The following is an 18,851-nucleotide window of genomic DNA, read 5'->3' as shown; positions in this document are numbered from 1 at the left end:
TTCTAGGCGCCTCGGGTGCGGGGGTACGAGAGCTCAGCGCACCGGCCGCAGCGACGACCCGGCGGCCGGGTCCAGCCGGACGGCGTCGACCACCGCGATCACGGTCAGCGCCGCCAGGACGAAGAAGGCGAAGCGGTACGGGCCGACGGCGGCGGGGTCCCCCCCGGTGCCCGTCACCGCGTCCCCGAGCCGGAGCGCGACCGCCCCGACGGCGACCCCGAAGCCGGCGGCGATCTGCTGGATGGTCGCCGAGAGCGTGTTGGCCTGTGACACCCGGGGGGCGTCGATGTCGGCGAAGGTGATGGTGGCGTAGGCGGTGAAGCCGATCGAGCGGGCCACGCCGCCGAAGGTCAGCGCCGCCGCGACCAGCCAGAGCGGCATCCCGGCGGTCAGCGAACCGGCCAGCACCATGCTCAGCGCGGCGCCGCTGGTGGCCGCCACCAGCACCCGGCGGAAGCCGAAGGTGCGCAGCATCCAGGTCGTCGCCGGTTTGATCGCGACGTTGCCGAGGAACACGAACAGCACCATCGACCCGGCCTGGACCGCCGACCACCCGAACGCGTCCTGGAACATCAGCGGCAGCAGGAACGGCACCGCGCTGATGGTCAGCCGGTACAGGCCGCCGCTGCCGTGCGGCACCCGGAACGTGCGGATCCGCAGCAGGGTCAGGTCCAGCAGCGGGTGCGGGGCGCGCAGCAGGTGCCGCACCGCCAGCACCAGCAGCACCACGCCGGCCGCGCCCAACGCCGCGGTGAGCCCCCGGCGGTCGGCCTCGGCCGCGAGCAGGTCGGCGGTGGTGACGAGCGCGGCGACGGCGGTGCAGGTCAGCACCAGCCCCCACCAGTCCAGGCCCGCGGGCCGGACGCCATCCCCGGTCGGCACCACCCGCAGCGCCACCACGAACGCCACCGCCCCGAGCGGCACGTTGACCAGGAAGATCCATTCCCAGCCGAGGTAGGTGGCGAAGAAGCCGCCGAGCGCCGGCGCGATGACCGGAGCGACGAGGGCCGGCCAGGTGAGCAGCGCGATGGCCCGGATCACCTCGCTCCGGTCGATGCCGGTGAGGACCGCCAGCCGTCCGACCGGCACCATCATGGCCGCGCCCACCCCCTGCAGCACCCGGGCGGCGACCAGCATCGGCAGGGTGGGTGCGGCCGCACACAGCGCCGACGCGACGGTGAACACGGTGATCGCGGTGAGGAACACCCGGCGGACCCCGAAGCGGTGCGCGATCCAGCCGCTCAGTGGGATCAGCGCCGCCATGGTCAGCAGGTACGCCGTGATGGCGATGCCGATGTCGCTGGACTGCACGCCGAACGCCCGCGCCATCGCCGGTGCCGCGGTGGCGATGATGGTGCCGTCGAGGTTCTCCATGAAGAACGTGCCGGCGACGAGCAACGCGGTCGCGCGGCGGCGGCGGTCCATCGGTGCCTCGGGTTCTCGAGTCAGGTACGGGTGGGGCCCCGCGGGGGTCAGAGCTCCCCGGTGAGGAACTGCGCACGGCCGAGACCGAACGACCAGTCCTCGCGGCTGTTGCCGGTGACCGAGACGATGAGGTCGGCGGGGCGGACGCCGCACTCGGATTCCAGCCGTTGCGCCAGGGCAGCGTAGGCCCGCTCCTTCTGTGCGCGGTCGCGGCCCTGCTGGACGATCTGCACCACGGTGATCCCGTCGGTCCGCTCCAGACCCAGGCCCGAGTCCTCGACGATGATCCGGCCGGGCGGGTGTTCGGTGACGATCTGGTACCGGTCGCCGGGCGGGGCGGCGAAGACCTCGAGCATCACGTCCTGCACGACGTCGGCGAGGCGGCGCACCTCGGCCGGGGTGCGGCCGGCCTGCAGGTCGATCCGGACGAGTGGCATCGCATCTCCTCGCGGGCGGAGTGTCCGGAGGCGGATCCACCGACGTCGTCGCCCGGTGCGTCAACCCTGTCGGACGCCGGCGGCGGATGTCAAGCTTTGTTCTGACATCTGCACAAACGCGGTCAGTCCACCCGCCGGGCCCGTGACCACGACGACCACAGCGCCGCATACGGCCCACCCGTGGTGATCAGGGCGTCGTGGGTTCCCGTCTCGACGATCCGGCCGTCGTCCATCACCACGATGCGGTCGGCCGTCACCGCCTGTGACAGCCGGTGGGCGACGATCAACGCGGTGCGTCCGCGCAGGGCCTCGACCGCCGCCGCGTCCAGCCGGCGGGCCCCGGCGCTGCCGGCGTCGGCGGTCGCCTCGTCGAGGATGGCCATCCGCGGATCGGCCAGGATGAGCCGCGCCAACGCGAGCTGCTGGGACTGCGCGGCGGTCAGCGGCGTCCCGCCCTCGCCGACGGCGGTGGCCAGCCCGTCGGGCAGCCGGTCGAACCAGTCGCCGGCGCCGACCCGGCGCAACGCGTCGTCCAGCGCGGCGTCGGTCGCCGTCGGGGCCGCCAGCCGGAGGTCGTCGGCCAGCGAGCCGGCGAACACGTAGCTCTCCTGGGAGATCAGCGCCACCGACGCCCGGAGCAGGTGCGGCTCGATCTGGTCGAGGGCGACCCCGCCGAGCAGCACCCGGCCGCCCCGGACGGGGTGCACACCGGCGATCAGCTTCGCCAGCGTGGTCTTCCCGGCGCCGCTCGCCCCCACCAGCGCCACGTGCTCGCCGTCGGCGACGGTGAGCGAGACGCCCCGCACGGCCGACGATCCCGGTGCGTAGCCGAACTCGACGCCGTCCACGGTGAGGCTGCCGTCGACCGGCGCCGCCGGTGCGGCCGGCGGCGGGGGCAGCGGCGTCCGGATGACGCCGACCAGCCGGGCGAGGCCGGCCAGCCCCTGCTGGGCCTCGTCGAACAGGGCCAGCAGGGTGTTGATCGGGTCGAAGAGCCGGTGGAAGTACAGCGCCGCCGCCGTCGCGGTGCCGACCGTGGCCGCACCGCTGTCGACCATCCAGAACCCGGCGGTGAGGATGGCGGCCATCCCGACGAACTCGGCGTAGTTGAGCCGGCCGAAGAAGATGCTGGCCATCCGGGCCGCCCGCAGCGCGAGATCCACGGCCTGCTGCGACGTCCGGGTCACCGCGCCGACGTGCTGGTCGGCCAGGCCGAAGGCGTGCACCGTCTGCACGCCGCCGAGGGAGTCGAGCAGCTGCTGGGTACGGGCGCCCTCGGCGACCCGCTCGGCCGCGTACACCGGTCCGGACCGCCGCAGGTACCAGCGCAGCGCGTCGAGTTGGATCGGCACCGCCAGCAGCCCGGCCAGCGCGAACCGCCAGTCCAGCGCGGCGAGCCCGACGAAGGTCAGGCCGACGGTCAACGCCGACCCCGTCACCGCCGGCACGACGACCCGGGTCACGCCGGCGAGCACCGCGACGTCGCCGCTGACCCTGGCGACGAGGTCGCCGGTGCCGCCACGCTCGATCCGCGCCAGGGGCAGCTGCAGTGCCCGCGCCATCACCGTCTCGCGCAGCTCGGCCAGCGACTCCTCGCCGACGTGGGCGACGAGCACCGCGCCGAGGGTCCCGAACACGCCCTGGCCGAGGGCGACGGCGAGCAGCAGCGCCGCCGGGACGGTGATCGCCGACGCCGGTTCGCCGGCCAGCACCAGGTCCACGATGTGCCCGACCAGCGGCGGCGCCAGCAGCGCCACCGCGTTCGCCACGGTGAGCAGGACCAGGGTGGCCAGGGCCCGGCCCTGGCGCGGCCGGAGCAGCGCCCGGACCGTGCGCCAGGCGTCCCGGGTGGTCGCGGTCGGCAGGTGCAGCTCGGTGCCGGCCGTCATCCGAGCACCATCTCGCGGTACGTCCGCTCGCCGTGCAGCAGCTCGGTGTGGGTGCCGTGGGCGGCGCGGCCGGCGGCGTCGATGAACACGACCCGGTCGCAACGGGCCAGCAGGGCGGGGCTGGTGGTGACGAGCAGGGTTCCCCGGCCGGAACGCATGCCCGTCAGGCGGGCGGCGATGCGCTCCTCGGTGGCGGTGTCGACCGCGGTCGTCGGGTCGTGCAGCACGAGGACGTCCGGATCGGCGGCGAGGGCGCGGGCCAGCGCGACCCGCTGCCGCTGGCCTCCGGACAGCGACCGCCCGCGCTCCTGCAGCACCGTGTCCAGGCCGTCGGGCAGGGTGGCGGCGACCTGCCCGGCGTCGGCGGCGGTCAGGGCCGCGTCGATCCGCTGGGCCGACGCCGGGGTGGTGATCAGGTTGTCGCGCAGGCTCTGCTGGAACAGCTGCGAGTCGTGCCGGTCGACGATCACGCCCGCCGCCGCGGCCGGGGAGGTCAGCCGGGTGCCGTTCCAGACCACCGCCACGTCGTCGGCGTCCCGGGTGGCCAGCAGGTCGACCAGCGCGGTGGACACGTCGGGGGAGGCGGCCAACCCCACCGTCTCGGCCGGCCGGACGTGCAGCTCGAAGCCGGGCCGGCGCACGGTCAGCCCCCGGTGGGCCGGCTCCGGCGGCAACGGTGTCGCGTCGGTGGCCGGGGCGTCGGCGAGCACGTCGGCGACGCGCACGGCGGAGGCGCGCGCCTTCGCCCACCGCGCGCCGGCGTAGCCCAGCTGGTTGAACGGGCCGATGAGGAACTGGGCGAGCCCGACGGCGGCGATGAGCTGCCCGACGTCGATGCGTCGCTCGGCGGCGAACCGGCCCCCGACCAGGGCCACCGCGGCCAGGAACGAGGCGGTCAGGGTGATCGTCGCCCCCACCACGATCGACTCGGCGTGGGCCGCCCGCAGCGTCGCGGCGAGCGACCGCCGGCTGGCGGCCCGGTAGCGGGCCAGGGCGGGCGCCTCGCCGCCGACTCCCTTGAGCACCCGCAGGCCGGTGAGCATGTCGGTGGCGATGGTGGTCGCCTCGGCGGCCCCGGCCTGCTCGGCGCCCGAGCGGCGCTCCAGCGGCTTGCCCAGCAGGTGCAGCACCAGCAGCAGCGGCGGGATGCCCAGCAGCACCATCAGGCCCAGCGGCACCGAGATGGCCAGCAGCGCGACGGCGGCCACCGTCAGGGAGGCGAGCGCCCCGGCCAGCGCCGGCAGCACGCCGTTGATGTCACCGACCCGGTGGGCGTCCTCGGAGGCCACGGAGAGCAGCACCCCGGTCCGGCGGCGGGGGACCCGCCCCGCGCGGGGCACCAGGACGTGCGTGGTGAGCACGACCCGGGCCGCGTGCGCGGCCCGTTGCACCGCCGCCACCTGCCAGCGGCCGCCGAACCGGCCGGCACTGGTCAACACGCCGAACACCACCGCGAGGGCGCCGACGGCCAGCGCCATCCCCGCTCCGTCGCCGGTGCGGACGGGCCCGTCCACGACGGCGCCGATCAGCAGCGGGACCGACGCCTCACAGATCTGCCAGATCATCAACAGGCCGGCGGCCCCGAGTCCCCACCGCCGCTGGCCGACGAACGCCTGCCACAGCACCGCACGAGCGCCGGACACGGCAGTCTCCTCCATCTCGGTCAGGCCACCGGCCCGCGGTCCGATCGTACGGACCGGGGTGAGCCGCACCGGAGATCCGGCGCCGCCGCGGAGCGCGGCACCGCCGGCCCCGCGTGGTCACGGGGACCGTGGCGGCTCCACCACCGGGAGGTCGCCGGCGGCCGGTTCGGGGCGGGCCCCGGTGCGTTCGGCACCGATCCCGGCGGCCACCACGAGCAGGACGCCGATCAGCGGCACCCAGCCCGGTACCTGTCGCAGCGCGACGAGTCCCACCACCACGGCGAGGGCGGGTTCGAGGCTCATCAGGGTGCCGAACGACGCGGCGCTGAGTCGGCGCAGCGCCAGCAGCTCCAGGCTGAACGGGACGACCGGCAGCAGCAGCGCCAGACCGAGGCCGGCCAGGACGAGCCCGCCGTCCAGCCGGCCGGCCGTACCGGGTGCGATCACCAGCGTCGCGGCGAGCCCGGCCACCGGCATCGAGATCGCCAGTGCGTTCAGCCCGCTCACCTCGTCGCCGGCACGCTGGGTCAACAGGATGTAGCCGGCCCAGCAGACCGCCGCACCGAGCGCGAGCAGCACTCCGACCAGGTCGGCGTCACCGTGCCAGGGCTCGGTCAACGCCAGCACCCCGACCGCCGCCACCAGTGCCCACCACCGGCCGGCGGCCCGGCCGCGGACCACCGCGACGCCGAGCGGGCCGAGGAACTCCAGTGCGCTGGCCGTCCCCAGCGGCAACCGCTGCACCGCCGCCATGAACAGCACCGTCAGCCCGGCGGTGACCACGCCGAGCGCGACACAGACCAGCAGCGACGACCGGCTGATCCGCACCCGCCACGGCCGCACCAGCACCAACAGCAGCACCCCGGCCCAGGCCAGCCGCAGCCACGCCGTGCCGGCGGCGCCGAGCCGGTCGAACAGTCCGACGGAGGCGGCCAGCCCGATCTGCACGCAGCTCATCGACGCGACGGCCATCAGGACGCCGGCGCGGGCAGCCGACAGCCGCGGCGAGGACGTCACCGGGCGAGGAAGGACGGCGACCGCTCAGTGGTCGACGAGCGTGACCGCGAACGAGTACTGGCTGGCGCGGTAGACGTGGTGTCCCCATTCGACCGTGCGACCGGAGTCGTCGTAGGTCGAGCGGTCCATGGTGAGCAGCGGGCTGTTGCGGCGCTCGGTCAGCAGCCGGCATTCCTCGGTGGTCCCGGTGCGGGCACCGATGCGCTGCTTGGCGACCCGGATGTGGATGCCCCGGCTGCGCATCATCTGGTAGAGCCCGCGCTCCTCGAGGTCCTTCTCGGGAAGGTCGGCGAGGTCCTCGGGGAGGAAATTCTCCATGATGGCCAGCGGCTCGCCGTTGGCGAAGCGCAGCCGGCGCAGGTGCAGGATGGCCTTGCCGGGCGCGATGTCCAGCTGCCCGGCCATCCGGTCGTCGGCCGGGATCACCTCGCGGGTGAGCAGCGTCGTGCGCGGCGCGGCGCCGTTGCGGCTGAGGTCGTCGAACAGGCTGGTGAGCTCGACCGGCCGGCTCACCTCGCCGTGCACGACCTGGGTGCCGACCCCGCGCTTGCGCACCAGCAGGCCCTTGTCGACCAGCTCCTGGATCGCGCGGCGCATGGTGGGCCGGCTGAGCCCGAAGTTGTCGGCGAGGCTGATCTCGTTGGGCAGCTTCGCCCCGGGCCCGAGTTGCCCGGTGGTGATGGCCTTCTCGAGTTCCTGGGCGACCTGGAAGTAGAGCGGGATGGGGCTGGAACGATCGAGGTCGATCACGAGGTCGGTCATGGGTGCACCCTCCGGGTCTCGCCGGCGACGTACCCGGGCCGGCCGTTCCAGTATGGCGACAATGTCGCACCGATGACAGTATGTACGAACAACCGTTTGACAGGCGCGATTTCCGTTCACCGTCGGTCTGTCCGTCGACGTCGGAGCAGGCCGCGGGCCTGTCGACCCGGCCCGGCGTCCCCGCGTGAGCGACCGACAGTGAGGGTGTACCCATGTCCGACCCGTACTTCGTCCCGGCCGGCTCCACCGGCGGCGCGGACAGCCCGTTCGAGCTGGTCATCACCCCCGAGGACGCCTCGTGGGGCTACTCGAGCCTGCGGGTGCTGACCCTGACGGCGGGACGGACCGTGCAGTTCGAGACGGGCCTGGAGGAGATGATCCTGCTGCCGCTGTCCGGCTCGTGCAGCGTCCGCATCGGCAGCGAGAAGTTCGACCTGGCCGGGCGGTCCGGCGTGTTCGACGCGGTCACCGACTTCGCCTACCTGCCCATCGCCGAGGTCGTCGAGGTCACCAGCGCGGCCAGCGGCACCTTCGCCCTGCCCGGCGCGATCACCGACGAGCTGCTGCCGTTCCGCTACGGCCCCGCGTCCGGTGTCCCCGTCGAGCTGCGCGGGGCCGGCTCGTGCAGCCGCCAGGTCAACAACTTCGCCACCCCCGGCGCGTTCGACACCGGCAAGCTCATCGCCTGCGAGGTCATCACCCCCGCGGCGAACTGGTCGTCCTACCCGCCGCACAAGCACGACGAGACCTCTGACGTCGAGTCGTCGCTGGAGGAGATCTACTACTACCGCTTCCGCTCCCACGCCCCCGACGCGTCCGTCGCCGCGACCGGCAGGGGCGCCGGCTTCCAGCGCGTGTACGGCACCGAGGAGCGTCCGATCGACGTCCTGGCGGAGGTCGGCGACGGCGACGTGGTGCTCATCCCGCACGGCTGGCACGGCCCGTCCATCGCCTCGCCGAGCCACGACATGTACTACCTGAACGTGATGGCCGGCCCCGAGCCGACCCGGGCCTGGAAGATCTGCGACGACCCCGACCACGGCTGGATCCGTGGCACCTGGTCCGACCAGGCCGTCGATCCCCGGCTGCCGCTGTACGCGGCGCCGGAGCCCGCCGCGGGCTGAGCCCCACCGGGAGCCGAGCTCCGCGGTCGAGCCGTCATGGCCGCCGGGCCCCCCCCGGGGCTGCCCGGTCCGGCGCCACGGTCCGGGCCGTCACGGGTCGACGGTGGTCGGTTCTGCGCGCAGCCGGTCGGTGTCGTCGGCCGTCCAGCCGGGCGGCGGCGCCACCTCGGCCCCGGCGTCGGCGGGTTCCGGCCCGTCGTGGTGCCCGCGCCCGTCGGGCATGTCGCTGGAGAACACCATGTCCACGGTGACCCGGCAGAACGTCACCGCCGGGTACCAGGTCACCCCCGAGGTGACGCCGAGACCAGCCCGAGGGTGCTCAGTCCCGCCCGGTGCCGCCGGCGGTGGGCGGCCACCCGGGCGCGAACCCGCCGGAACCCGCGCGGACGCGGGACGGTCTCCGGATCGCCGACGTCGTCGGTCACCGACGTCGGGATGCTCACCCGGGGGCCTCACCACCACCGCGGATCGCCCGCCGCAGGTCACGTCCGGTGCTGCCGAACGGGGTGCCCGGAGGTGCCTGCGCCCCGATCCGCGCGTCCGGCGGGCACCGCCCATAATGGACGCGCAACCCCTGAGCCTTCGACAGAGATCGCCCCCGTACCGCCTGCCGTCGTCGTCCGCAGCCCACCCGGGACGTTGCCCCGGAGGCGCCGCCGACGGCCGCAGGCCGCTCGACGTTAGGAGAATGTCAGTGCAGCCATTCGTCGTGAACCAGCACGGTCGTCTCGTCTTCCCGTCCAACTTCCTGCCGGATCTGGACTTCTCGGTGATCGAGACGGAGGCCCAGCTCGACGGGGTGATCCGCCGCGACTTCGAGACCAAGGCCCCCAAGGGCACCGAGATCCTGGCCCGTATCGACACCGGCCAGTACCCCACCCGGTACGAGCTGATGCGCGACGTCGCGCTGAACCTGTTCTGGGTCAACCGGTTCGCGATGACCATGTACGACAAGCAACCGGTGCGGTGGCGGGACACCCCCCGCAACCGCGACGACTTCTTCCTGCCGATCGTCGCCCACTGGCACGACAGCGAGGCCAAGATCGGCGCGGTCGCCAAGGCCTACGACGAGCTGGGCCCGACCTGGGACGCCGCCGCGGAGGACGCCATCTGGCGCGATCTGTTCGACGTGTTCGGCAACCGCACGCACGACGCCACCACGCTGCCGTCGATCAAGCCGACCGTGGCGGAGGCGCTCGCCAACCCGGGGTGGCTGACCCTGGTGCTGGAGGACTACGACCCCGACTACGGCACCCACAGCTTCGACGACATCGTCGACTGCCACGCCGACATCCCTGAACTCGAAGCGCTGCAGCGCTGGTCGATGGTGCTGCACAACCAGTACCCGTGGGACCGCTCGAAGGTGCGGCTCAAGGCCGTCGGTGACCTCGCCGACGACGACGTGCTGGTGACGTTCCGGCCGCGCAACCCCGACGTGCTGCGGTTCATCAACCGGATGAAGAAGAGTTCCGGTGACGACGCCCGTCCTGGCGCCACGCAGACCGCCGCGCCGTCGGTCAAGCCGGTCCGGCCGTACCCGCCGACCGACGTCCGCAGGAAATACGCCGTGCTGCCCAGGATCGAGTCGCTGGCCGTGGTCAAGGGTGAGATCGTCTGCAGCAACGAAGACCTCATCCGCAACGCGGCCTACTGCTGGTCGCCGATGAGCGCCGAGGACATCAGCTCCAAGACCGGTATCGAGTCCCGGATGTACACCACCCGCGACCTGTCCGAGATCTCCCTGGACGCCGCGGTGGCCGCGCTCAAGCACGCCGGGCGCAAGGCCGAGGAGATCGGTGCGGTGATCTTCTGCTCGTGCACCAGTCACCGGATGATGCCGTCGATGGCCACCTGGCTGTCCGGTCAGCTGGGCATCTACCAGACGCACTCGTCGGTCGACATGGTCGCCGCCTGCGCCGGTCTGCCGTACGGGCTCTCGGAGTGCGTGCGGCTGCTGCAGGAGGTCGAGCGGCCGGTGCTGCTGGTCTGCGGGGAGAAGTTCTCCGACAAGATCGGCACCGTCCGGCCGTCGCGGATGATCTTCGGCGACGGTGCCGCGGCGATGGTGATCGCGCCGGCGCCGGAGGGCCACCCCGGTGACATCGACCTGCTGCAGACCTACGCCAGCGGGCCGTTCAGCCAGGTCAACTCGATCATCTGGCCCAACCCGGCGTTCGACAACAACATCACCGTCTACGGTCCCGAGGTCAAGGACCTGGCCGGCCGCTACCTCGGCCAGATGATCGAGGAGCTGCAGGCGCTGCCCGACCCGGGCGGGGTCGAGGACTCGGCGTGGAGCACCGTCGAGCTGGTGGTGCCGCACCAGGCCAACAAGACGATGGTGCTGAAACTGGCGGCGGCGTCGGGCCTGTCGGAGGACAAGCTGTTCTTCAACATCGAGACGATGGGCAACACCTCGTCGGCGTCGATCCCGATCGCCATCGCCGACGCGGTGGCCGCCGGGGTCATCGACGCGCCGGTGAAGATCTTCGCGCCCGGGTTCGGCGCGGGTGCGGTGGCCGGCTATTCGGTGATGACCATCGACCCCGCGGTGATCGCGCCCAGCTGGTCGGCCGCGGTCGAGACCGGAGCCCCGTCACCCACCGCCACCGACATCGACAACGTGCCCACCGGCGGCAAGTTCGAGGACGCCGGCATCGCCTTCGGCGGCTGAAAAGAAACTTTCGGGGTGATTCTGTCCGCTCTGCGGTCACAATCACCCCGAAAGTCGTTCGTCCGGTCACCGGGAGGGACGGCATCTCGCGGGCCGTCGGGTCACTTGCGGGGTGATTCTGCCCGGTGATCGGTCAGAACCACCCCGAAAGTCGTCTCAGCCCAGTTTGACGTTGATCTGTTTGGTCTGGGTGAAGCCTTCGAGGGCTCCTTCGAGGGAGAATTCGCGGCCGATGCCGGAGGCTTTGTAGCCGCCGTAGGACTGGCCGATGACCTGGCCGCCGCCCTGGTTGATCTGGACCCAGCCGGACTGGATGCGGTGTGCGGTGTCGAGTGCGTCGGTGAGGTTGTGTGACCAGATGTAGGCGCCGAGGCCGTAGGTGGAGTCGTTGGCCATCCGGATGACCTCGTCGCGGTCGGTCCACGGGATGGCCACGAGGACGGGTCCGAAGATCTCTTCCTGGGCGATGCGCCAGCTGTTGTCGACGGCGGCGAAGATGGTGGGGCCCTGGTAGTAGCCGTTGAGGCCTTCGCCGACGAAGTCGGCGCCGTCCAGCGGTACCTGGACGCCGGGTTGGGATTTGCCGTCGTTGATGTAGTCCATGATCGATTCGTACTGCTTGGCGTTGATGATGGAGCCCATGTCGGTGGTCTCGTCGAGTGGGTCGCCGACCTTGAGCTGCTTGACCTTTTCGATGAGCGCGGCGAGGAAGACGTCGTAGACGTCGGCGTGGACGAACAGCCGGGACCCGGCGGTGCAGGACTGGCCCTGCCGGGTGAAGCGCATGGCGGTGAGCACGCCGGTGGTGGTGGCGTCGATGGTGTCGGGGGTGGCGGCGTCGGGGAACACGATGTTGGGGCTCTTGCCGCCGAGTTCCAGGGAGACGTGGGCGAGGCGTTTGCCGGCGACCTCACCGACGTGCCGGCCGACCTCGGTGGAGCCGGTGAAGGACACTTTGTCGACGCCGGGGTGGGTGAGCAGCGCTTCGCCGATGCTGCGGCCGGGGCCGGTGACGACGTTGATGACGCCGGGCGGCAGGTAGCGGTTGGCGATCTCGGCCATCTTGAGGATGGTGAGGGGCGCTTCCTGCGCGGTTTTGAGGATGAGGGTGTTCCCGGCGGCCAGCGACGCGGGGGTCTTCATGCCGGCGATCATCAGCGGCGAGTTCCAGGGCAGGATCCCGGCGACGACGCCGAGGGGCTCGCGGCGGGTGTACTGCAGCTGGTCGTCGCCGGCGGGGAGCACGGTGCCTTTGAACTCGCCGGCCACGCCGCCGAAGTAGCGGAACAGGCTGACCAGGGTCTGGGATTCGGGGCGGGCCTGGGTGCGCAGCGCGTTGCCGGTGTCGGCGGCGGTGAGCAGCGCGAGTTCCTCGGCGGCGTCCTCGAGGGCGTCGGCGATCTTCAGCAGCGCTTTCTGTCGGTCCTTGAAGTGCAGCGCCGCCCACGCGGGGAACGCGGCGCGGGCGGCCTGGACGGCCCGGTCGGCGTCCTCGGGGCCGCCGACGGGGACCCGGGCGAGGACGGTCCCGCGGCGACCCGGGGACTGCACCTGGCTCCACTCGCCCGACAGCGCCGGCACCCACTCGCCGCCGATGAGCATCGGCCTGTCGGGGACGGTGGTACCGGTGGTCGTGGGCTCGGACGTGGTGATCGTCATGCTTCCTCCTGGATCGGGCCGTTCCGGGCGGTCGCGCCGGACGGGTGTCGCCGGGCGGCCGGCGGCAGCCGTGCCTGATGTCGGCCGGGCCGAGGTCCTCACCCCGGGTCCCGCCGACCTGCTGGTGCAACGAGCGGACAGGTTCGCGAACTTCCCGGCGGCGCACCGGCCGGCTCTCCCGAGCCCGTCGGCGCCCGCTGCCCTACATTCTCCTACCAGCGGCCCTGGTCGGCCGCCCGGCGGAGGCGTTCGCACGCGCGCGGTCCACCGCGGCAGGGACGCGGCAGGGACGGGGCCGGGACGGCGCCGGGGTGGCTCCCCGGGCCGTCGCTGGACATGTCCGCATGTTCTAACAAAAGCTTGACATCACACCGCGTCGTCCGCAAGAGTTCTCCCTGCGGGCGATGGCGCCGGCCACGCGTGACCTCACCGCCATCGCGGGAGAGGGGTGAGCATGGCCGAGCGGCGGCGTGTGCGGCAGGACGGTCGATCGACCGGCCGCCGCACCCGGTTCGTCCCCGGCCGCCTCGTCCCCCCGCCGCAACCGTCCCGGCGTCCGGTCCCCGGGCCGCTCCCGCCCTCCCCGTCGTGAATCCGCGTCCGGCTGCGCCCGCCAGGCGCGGACCGGACCACAGCTGTTCTCGAAGACCCGGTTTTCTCGTGAAAGGAAGCTCCGGCATGAGTCACACGCCCGCAGCGCAGGACGGCACCATCCGCCTCACCGTCGCCCAGGCGGTGGTGAAGTTCCTCGGTCAGCAGTACTCCGAGCGGGACGGTGTGCGCCGCAAGTTCTTCGCCGGCTGCTTCGGCATCTTCGGACACGGCAACGTCGCCGGCCTCGGCCAGGCCCTGTTGCAGTCGGAGCTGGAGAGCCCGGGCGAGCTGCCCTACCACCAGGGTCGCAACGAGCAGGCCATGGTGCACATCGCGGTCGGCTACGCCCGCCAGCAGGACCGGCTCGAGACCTTCGCCGTCACCGCCTCCGTCGGACCGGGTGCGTCCAACATGCTCACCGGCGCGGCGCTGGCCACCATCAACCGGCTGCCGGTGCTGCTGCTGCCCAGCGACATCTTCGCCACCCGCGTCGCCTCGCCGGTGCTGCAGGAACTCGAGCAGCCCTACGGCTACGACGTCTCGGTCAACGACGCCTTCCGCCCGCTCTCGAAGTTCTTCGACCGGGTGTGGCGTCCCGAGCAGCTCCCCGCCGCGCTGCTCGGCGCGATGCGCGTGCTGACCGACCCCGCCGAGACCGGTGCGGTGACCATCGCGCTGCCCGAGGACGTGCAGGCCGAGGCCCACGACTGGCCGGTGGCGCTGTTCGCCGAGCGGGTCTGGCGCATCGGCCGGCCGATCCCCGAGCCCGAGGTCGTCGAGGCCGCCGCCGCGATCATCCGCGGCGCGAAGCGGCCCGTCATCGTGGCCGGTGGCGGCGTCACCTACGCCGACGCCAACGAGGCGCTGCGCACCTTCGTCGAGGCCACCGGCATCCCGATCGGGGAGACCCAGGCCGGCAAGGGTTCCCTGCCGTTCGACCACCCGCTCAACCTCGGGGCCGTCGGCGCCACCGGATCGCCTGCGGCCAACCACTTCTCCCGCCAGGCCGATGTGGTCATCGGCATCGGCACCCGGTACTCCGACTTCACCACCGCGTCCAGGACGATCTGGCAGAACCCGGACGTCCAGTTCGTCAACATCAACGTCGCCTCCCTGGACGCGGTCAAGCACGCCGGTCTGCCGGTGCTCGCCGACGCCCGCCAGGCGCTGACCGCGCTCACGGCCGCGCTGGACGGCCACACCACCGACGCGGCCTACCGGGCCGACGCCACCGCCCGGGCGAAGGCCTGGGACGACGAGGTCGTCGCCTCCTTCCACAGCGGCTTCGGGGCCGAGCACGGCGTCCTCGGCCAGTCCGAGGTGCTCGGGGCGGTGGACGAGGTCATGGAGGCCCGGGACGTCGTCGTCTGCGCCGCCGGTTCGCTGCCCGGCGACCTGCACGGCATGTGGCGCACCCGCGACCGCAAGGGCTACCACGTCGAGTACGGGTTCTCCTGCATGGGTTACGAGATCCCGGGCGGCATCGGCGTCCGGATGGCCGCCCCCGACCGCGACGTGTTCATCACCGTCGGCGACGGCTCGTACCTGATGATGCCGACCGAGCTGGTCACGGCCGTCCAGGAGGGCATCAAGGTCATCGTGGTGCTGCTGCAGAACCACGGCTACGCCTCCATCGGCGCACTGTCGGAGTCGCTGGGCGTGGCCCGCTTCGGCACCAAGTACCGCTACCGCAACGCCGACAGCGGCCGCCTCGACGGCGGCATCCTGCCGGTTGACCTGGCCGCCAACGCCGAGAGCCTGGGCATCACGGTGTACCGGGCGAAGACCCTCGACGAGCTCCGTGAGGCCCTCAAGCAGGCCAAGGCGGGCGACGAGCCGGCCATGGTGCACGTCGACACCGACCTCGAGCACCAGTCGCCGTCCGGTGACGGCTGGTGGGACGTCCCCGTCGCGGACGTCTCGACGCTGGACGTCACCCAGCAGGCCAAGGTCGCCTACGACAAGAACAAGGCGACCCAGCGGGACTACCACCGCCCCGCCGGTCGCTGACCCCGCACGCGCTTCCCGTCCGCACTCCCGCATATCCCCGGAGGACCCATGACGACCATCACCGATCCCGACGCCCTGCCCGAGGCGACCGACGCCCGCCGCACGGCCACGACGCCCACCGTCCTGCCGCACTGGAGCAACGGCGCGCCGTTCGCCGGTGACTCCGACCGCACCGCCCCGGTGTACGACCCGGCGACCGGCAAGGTCACCAAGCACGTCACCCTCGCGTCGGAGTCCGACGCGGACGCGGTCATCGCCGCAGCCGCGGCGGCGGCCCCGGCCTGGGGCGCGCTGTCGCTGGCCCGCCGCACGCAGGTGCTGTTCAAGTTCCGCGAGCTGCTCAACGAGCGCAAGGCCGAGGCCGCCGAGCTGATCACCTCCGAGCACGGCAAGGTGCTCTCCGACGCGCTCGGCGAGGTGACCCGCGGCCAGGAGGTCGTCGAGTTCGCCTGCGGCCTGGCCCACCTGCTCAAGGGCTCGCTGAGCGAGAACGCCTCCACCAACGTCGATGTCGCCACCATCCGGCAGCCGCTCGGCGTGGTGGGCATCATCTCGCCGTTCAACTTCCCGGCCATGGTGCCGATGTGGTTCTTCCCGATCGCCATCGCCGCCGGCAACGCCGTGGTGCTCAAGCCGAGCGAGAAGGACCCGTCCACGGCCAACTGGCTCGCCGGTCTGTGGAAGGAGGCCGGGCTGCCGGACGGGGTGTTCAACGTGCTGCACGGTGACAAGGTCGCCGTCGACGCGCTGCTCACCGACCCGCGGGTCAAGTCGATCTCCTTCGTCGGCTCCACCCCGATCGCCCGCTACGTCTACGAGACCGGCACGAAGGCCGGCAAGCGTGTGCAGGCCCTCGGCGGCGCGAAGAACCACATGCTGGTGCTGCCCGACGCCGACCTGGACCTGGCCGCCGACGCCGCCGTCAACGCCGGCTTCGGCTCCGCCGGTGAGCGCTGCATGGCCATCTCCGCGCTCGTCGCGGTGGATGTCGTCGCCGACGAGCTGGTCGCCAAGATCGTCGAGCGGATGGGCACCCTGCGCACCGGCGACGGCCGCCGCGGCTGCGACATGGGCCCGCTGGTGACCGGCGCGCACCGCGACAAGGTCGCCTCCTACGTCGCCGCCGGCGCCGAGGCCGGCGCCACCCTGGTCGTGGACGGCCGCGACCCGGTCGTCGACGGCGACGCCGACGGCTTCTGGCTCGGCCCGACGCTGATCGACAACGTCTCCACCGACATGACGATCTACACCGACGAGATCTTCGGCCCGGTGCTGTCGGTGCTGCGGGTGGCCTCCTACGACGAGGGCCTGCAGATGATCAACGACAACCCGTACGGCAACGGCACCGCCATCTTCACCAACGACGGCGGAGCGGCGCGGAAGTTCCAGAACGAGGTCGAGGTCGGCATGGTCGGCATCAACGTCCCGGTCCCGGTCCCGGTCGGCTACCACTCCTTCGGTGGCTGGAAGCTCTCGCTGTTCGGCGACACCCACGCCCACGGCACCGAGGGCTTCAACTTCTTCACCCGCAACAAGGTCATCACCACCCGCTGGCTCGACCCCAGCCACGGCGGCCTCAACCTGGGCTTCCCGCAGAACGTGTGACCTGCCGGTGGGCCGTCGACCACGACGGCCCACCGGGCGCCCGCGTCCCGGCCACCCGCCGGTGGACGCACCCACCCAACCCCCCGTTCCCGGAAGGCACAGATGAGCGCCCCCACCGCAGTCCCGGAGGTCCTGACCATGGGTCGGGCCGGCGTGGACATCTACCCGCTGCAGATCGGCGTCGGTCTCGAGGACGTCGAGACGTTCGGCAAGTTCCTCGGCGGCACCACCGGCAACGTCGCCGTCGCCGCCGCCCGGCTCGGCCGGCGCACCTCGATCATCACCGGGGTCGGCGACGACCCCTTCGGCCGCTTCGTCCGCCGTGCGCTGCGCGACCTCGGGGTCGACGACAGCCAGGTGGTGACCAACACCGAGTACCCGACGCCGGTCACGTTCTGCGAGATCTTCCCGCCCGACGACTTCCCGCTGTACTTCTACCGCAAGCCCACCGCCCCCGATCTGCAGATCCGCACCTCCGACGTCGATCTCGACCTCGTCCGGGCCGTGGACCTGCTGTGGATCTCCACCACCGGGATGAGTGAGGAGCCCAGCCGGCAGACCCACCTCGACGTGCTGGAGGCCCGGGGCCGCAAGGGCTTCGTGGTGCTGGACCTGGACTACCGCCCGATGTTCTGGGACAAGCCCGCCGACGCCACCGAGCAGATCGCCCGCATCCTCCCGCACGTCACGGTGGCCGTCGGCAACCGCGAGGAGTGCGAGGTCGCGGTGGGGGAGACGGTGCCGGACAAGGCCGCCGACGCCCTGCTCGACGCCGGGGTGGAGCTGGCCATCGTCAAGCAGGGCCCCAAGGGCGTGCTGGCCAAGACCAGGCACGAGCGGGTCGAGTCCGCGCCCATCCTCATCGACCCGGTCAACGGGCTCGGCGCCGGCGACAGCTTCGGCGGGTCGCTGGCCAACGGCCTGCTCGCCGGCTGGCCGCTGGAGAAGGTGCTGCAGCGGGCCAACGCCGCCGGCGCCATCGTCGCGTCCCGCCTCGAGTGCTCCACCGCCATGCCCACCGCCGCGGAGATCGACACCCTCATCGCCGGTGGCAACCCCAACGAAGGCCGGTGAACGCGATGTCCCACTTCGCCAAGAGCTACGACGAGATCTCCGAGATCCGGGCCCGCGAGCCGGAGCGGATCGCCGGGCTGTTCCGCTCCCGCAAGCGCCGCCACCTGCTCGGTGACGACGGCAAGATGATGATCGTCGCCTGCGACCACCCGGCCCGCGGCGCGCTGTCCGTCGGGTCCGATCCGCACGCGATGAGCGACCGCAAGGACCTGCTCGGCCGGCTGCAGACCGCACTGTCCCGCCCCGGGGTCGACGGGCTGCTCGCCACCGCCGACATCGTGGAGGACCTGCTGCTGCTGGGGGCGCTCGAGGACAAGATCATGTTCTCCTCGATGAACCGCGGCGGTCTCGCCGGGGCGTCCTTCGAGATGGACGACCGGATGACCGGTTACGACGTCCAGGGCACCATCGACGGCGGCTTCGACGGCGCCAAGATGCTGACCCGCATCGATCTGGCCGACCCGGGCACCGTGTCGACCCTCGAGACGTGCGCCCGCGCGGTCACCGAGCTCAACCGGGCCAAGCTCATCGCGATGGTCGAGCCGTTCATGTCCAGTCGGGTGGCCGGCAAGATCGTCAACGACCTGAGCCCGGACGCGGTCATCAAGAGCATCCACATCGCCCAGGGCTTCGGCAGTTCCACCGCCTACACCTGGATGAAGCTGCCCGTGGTGAAGGAGATGGAGCGCGTCATGGACGCGACGACCTTCCCGACCCTGCTGCTCGGCGGCGACCCGTCCGGATCACCGGAGGACACCCTGGCCGCGTGGGCCAGGGCGCTGTCGCTGCCGTCGGTCCGCGGCCTGGTCGTCGGCCGCACCATGCTGTACCCGGCCGACGGCGACGTCGCCAACGCGGTCGACAACGCGGTCTCGCTCATCCGCTGAGACCGGCACTCCCGCACCACATCCCGGCGCCGGCACCGCCGCCGCACCACA

The 18,851-nt window shown here is 72.3% G+C and carries 14 protein-coding genes; 6 read left to right on the top strand and 8 right to left on the bottom strand.

Annotated elements, in window-relative coordinates:
• Positions 1 to 33: 33 nt before the first annotated feature.
• From DB033_RS18580 to DB033_RS18555, 6 genes are all read right to left on the bottom strand, one after another.
• On the bottom strand, positions 34 to 1,425 hold the full coding sequence (locus tag DB033_RS18580) for an MFS transporter (RefSeq protein ID WP_111768464.1): 1,392 nt from the start codon (positions 1,423 to 1,425) through the stop codon (positions 34 to 36).
• Between the two features lie 47 nt (positions 1,426 to 1,472).
• Positions 1,473 to 1,862 carry a tautomerase family protein gene (locus DB033_RS18575; protein ID WP_111768463.1) on the bottom strand — a complete coding sequence of 130 codons (390 nt, stop codon included), beginning with the start codon at positions 1,860 to 1,862 and terminating at the stop codon, positions 1,473 to 1,475.
• Between the two features lie 122 nt (positions 1,863 to 1,984).
• Positions 1,985 to 3,751 carry an ABC transporter ATP-binding protein gene (locus DB033_RS18570; RefSeq protein WP_111768462.1) on the bottom strand — a complete coding sequence of 589 codons (1,767 nt, stop codon included), beginning with the start codon at positions 3,749 to 3,751 and terminating at the stop codon, positions 1,985 to 1,987.
• Positions 3,748 to 5,394 carry an ABC transporter transmembrane domain-containing protein gene (locus tag DB033_RS18565; RefSeq protein ID WP_205844032.1) on the bottom strand — a complete coding sequence of 549 codons (1,647 nt, stop codon included), beginning with the start codon at positions 5,392 to 5,394 and terminating at the stop codon, positions 3,748 to 3,750. The genes DB033_RS18570 and DB033_RS18565 overlap by 4 nt, the downstream gene beginning before the upstream one ends.
• Before the next feature lie 117 nt (positions 5,395 to 5,511).
• Complete coding sequence (locus DB033_RS18560) at positions 5,512 to 6,366, bottom strand: EamA family transporter (RefSeq protein ID WP_111768785.1); 855 nt, start codon at positions 6,364 to 6,366, stop codon at positions 5,512 to 5,514.
• A gap of 69 nt (positions 6,367 to 6,435) precedes the next feature.
• Positions 6,436 to 7,173, bottom strand: a complete 738-nt coding sequence (locus DB033_RS18555) for a GntR family transcriptional regulator (RefSeq protein WP_111768461.1) — start codon at positions 7,171 to 7,173, stop codon at positions 6,436 to 6,438.
• Positions 7,174 to 7,385: 212 nt separating this feature from the next.
• Between DB033_RS18555 and iolB the strand changes: the two genes are divergently transcribed.
• On the top strand, positions 7,386 to 8,297 hold the full coding sequence (gene iolB, locus DB033_RS18550; protein WP_111768460.1) for a 5-deoxy-glucuronate isomerase: 912 nt from the start codon (positions 7,386 to 7,388) through the stop codon (positions 8,295 to 8,297).
• Positions 8,298 to 8,387: 90 nt separating this feature from the next.
• Here the strand turns inward: iolB and DB033_RS21715 are convergent, their stop codons facing one another.
• Positions 8,388 to 8,855 (bottom strand): alpha/beta-hydrolase family protein, encoded by a 468-nt coding sequence (locus DB033_RS21715; protein ID WP_111768459.1) that lies wholly within the window; start codon positions 8,853 to 8,855, stop codon positions 8,388 to 8,390.
• Positions 8,856 to 8,991: 136 nt separating this feature from the next.
• Here DB033_RS21715 and DB033_RS18540 point away from each other — a divergent pair, with 136 nt between their 5' ends.
• Complete coding sequence (locus DB033_RS18540) at positions 8,992 to 10,971, top strand: 3-oxoacyl-ACP synthase III family protein (protein ID WP_111768458.1); 1,980 nt, start codon at positions 8,992 to 8,994, stop codon at positions 10,969 to 10,971.
• 156 nt (positions 10,972 to 11,127) lie between these two features.
• Here DB033_RS18540 and DB033_RS18535 read toward each other — a convergent pair whose 3' ends face one another.
• A complete protein-coding gene (locus DB033_RS18535; RefSeq protein WP_205844031.1) occupies positions 11,128 to 12,630 on the bottom strand; it encodes an aldehyde dehydrogenase family protein in 1,503 nt (500 codons plus the stop codon).
• A 678-nt stretch (positions 12,631 to 13,308) separates the two neighbouring features.
• Between DB033_RS18535 and iolD the strand changes: the two genes are divergently transcribed.
• The 4 genes from iolD (at position 13,309) to DB033_RS18515 (ending at position 18,800) form a co-directional block, all read left to right on the top strand.
• Positions 13,309 to 15,234 carry a 3D-(3,5/4)-trihydroxycyclohexane-1,2-dione acylhydrolase (decyclizing) gene (gene iolD / locus DB033_RS18530; protein WP_111768457.1) on the top strand — a complete coding sequence of 642 codons (1,926 nt, stop codon included), beginning with the start codon at positions 13,309 to 13,311 and terminating at the stop codon, positions 15,232 to 15,234.
• Between the two features lie 48 nt (positions 15,235 to 15,282).
• A complete protein-coding gene (locus DB033_RS18525) occupies positions 15,283 to 16,839 on the top strand; it encodes a CoA-acylating methylmalonate-semialdehyde dehydrogenase (RefSeq protein ID WP_111768456.1) in 1,557 nt (518 codons plus the stop codon).
• A 102-nt stretch (positions 16,840 to 16,941) separates the two neighbouring features.
• Positions 16,942 to 17,913: a 5-dehydro-2-deoxygluconokinase gene (gene iolC, locus DB033_RS18520; protein ID WP_111768455.1), complete on the top strand. Its 972-nt coding sequence runs from the start codon at positions 16,942 to 16,944 to the stop codon at positions 17,911 to 17,913.
• Positions 17,914 to 17,918: 5 nt separating this feature from the next.
• Positions 17,919 to 18,800 carry a Cgl0159 family (beta/alpha)8-fold protein gene (locus tag DB033_RS18515; RefSeq protein WP_111768783.1) on the top strand — a complete coding sequence of 294 codons (882 nt, stop codon included), beginning with the start codon at positions 17,919 to 17,921 and terminating at the stop codon, positions 18,798 to 18,800.
• The last annotated feature ends 51 nt before the right edge of the window (positions 18,801 to 18,851 follow it).

Origin of the sequence: Nakamurella deserti, assembly GCF_003260015.1 — a bacterium.
In the GTDB taxonomy this organism is placed as follows: domain Bacteria; phylum Actinomycetota; class Actinomycetes; order Mycobacteriales; family Nakamurellaceae; genus Nakamurella; species Nakamurella deserti.
This window is presented reverse-complemented; position numbering and strand designations above follow the sequence as displayed.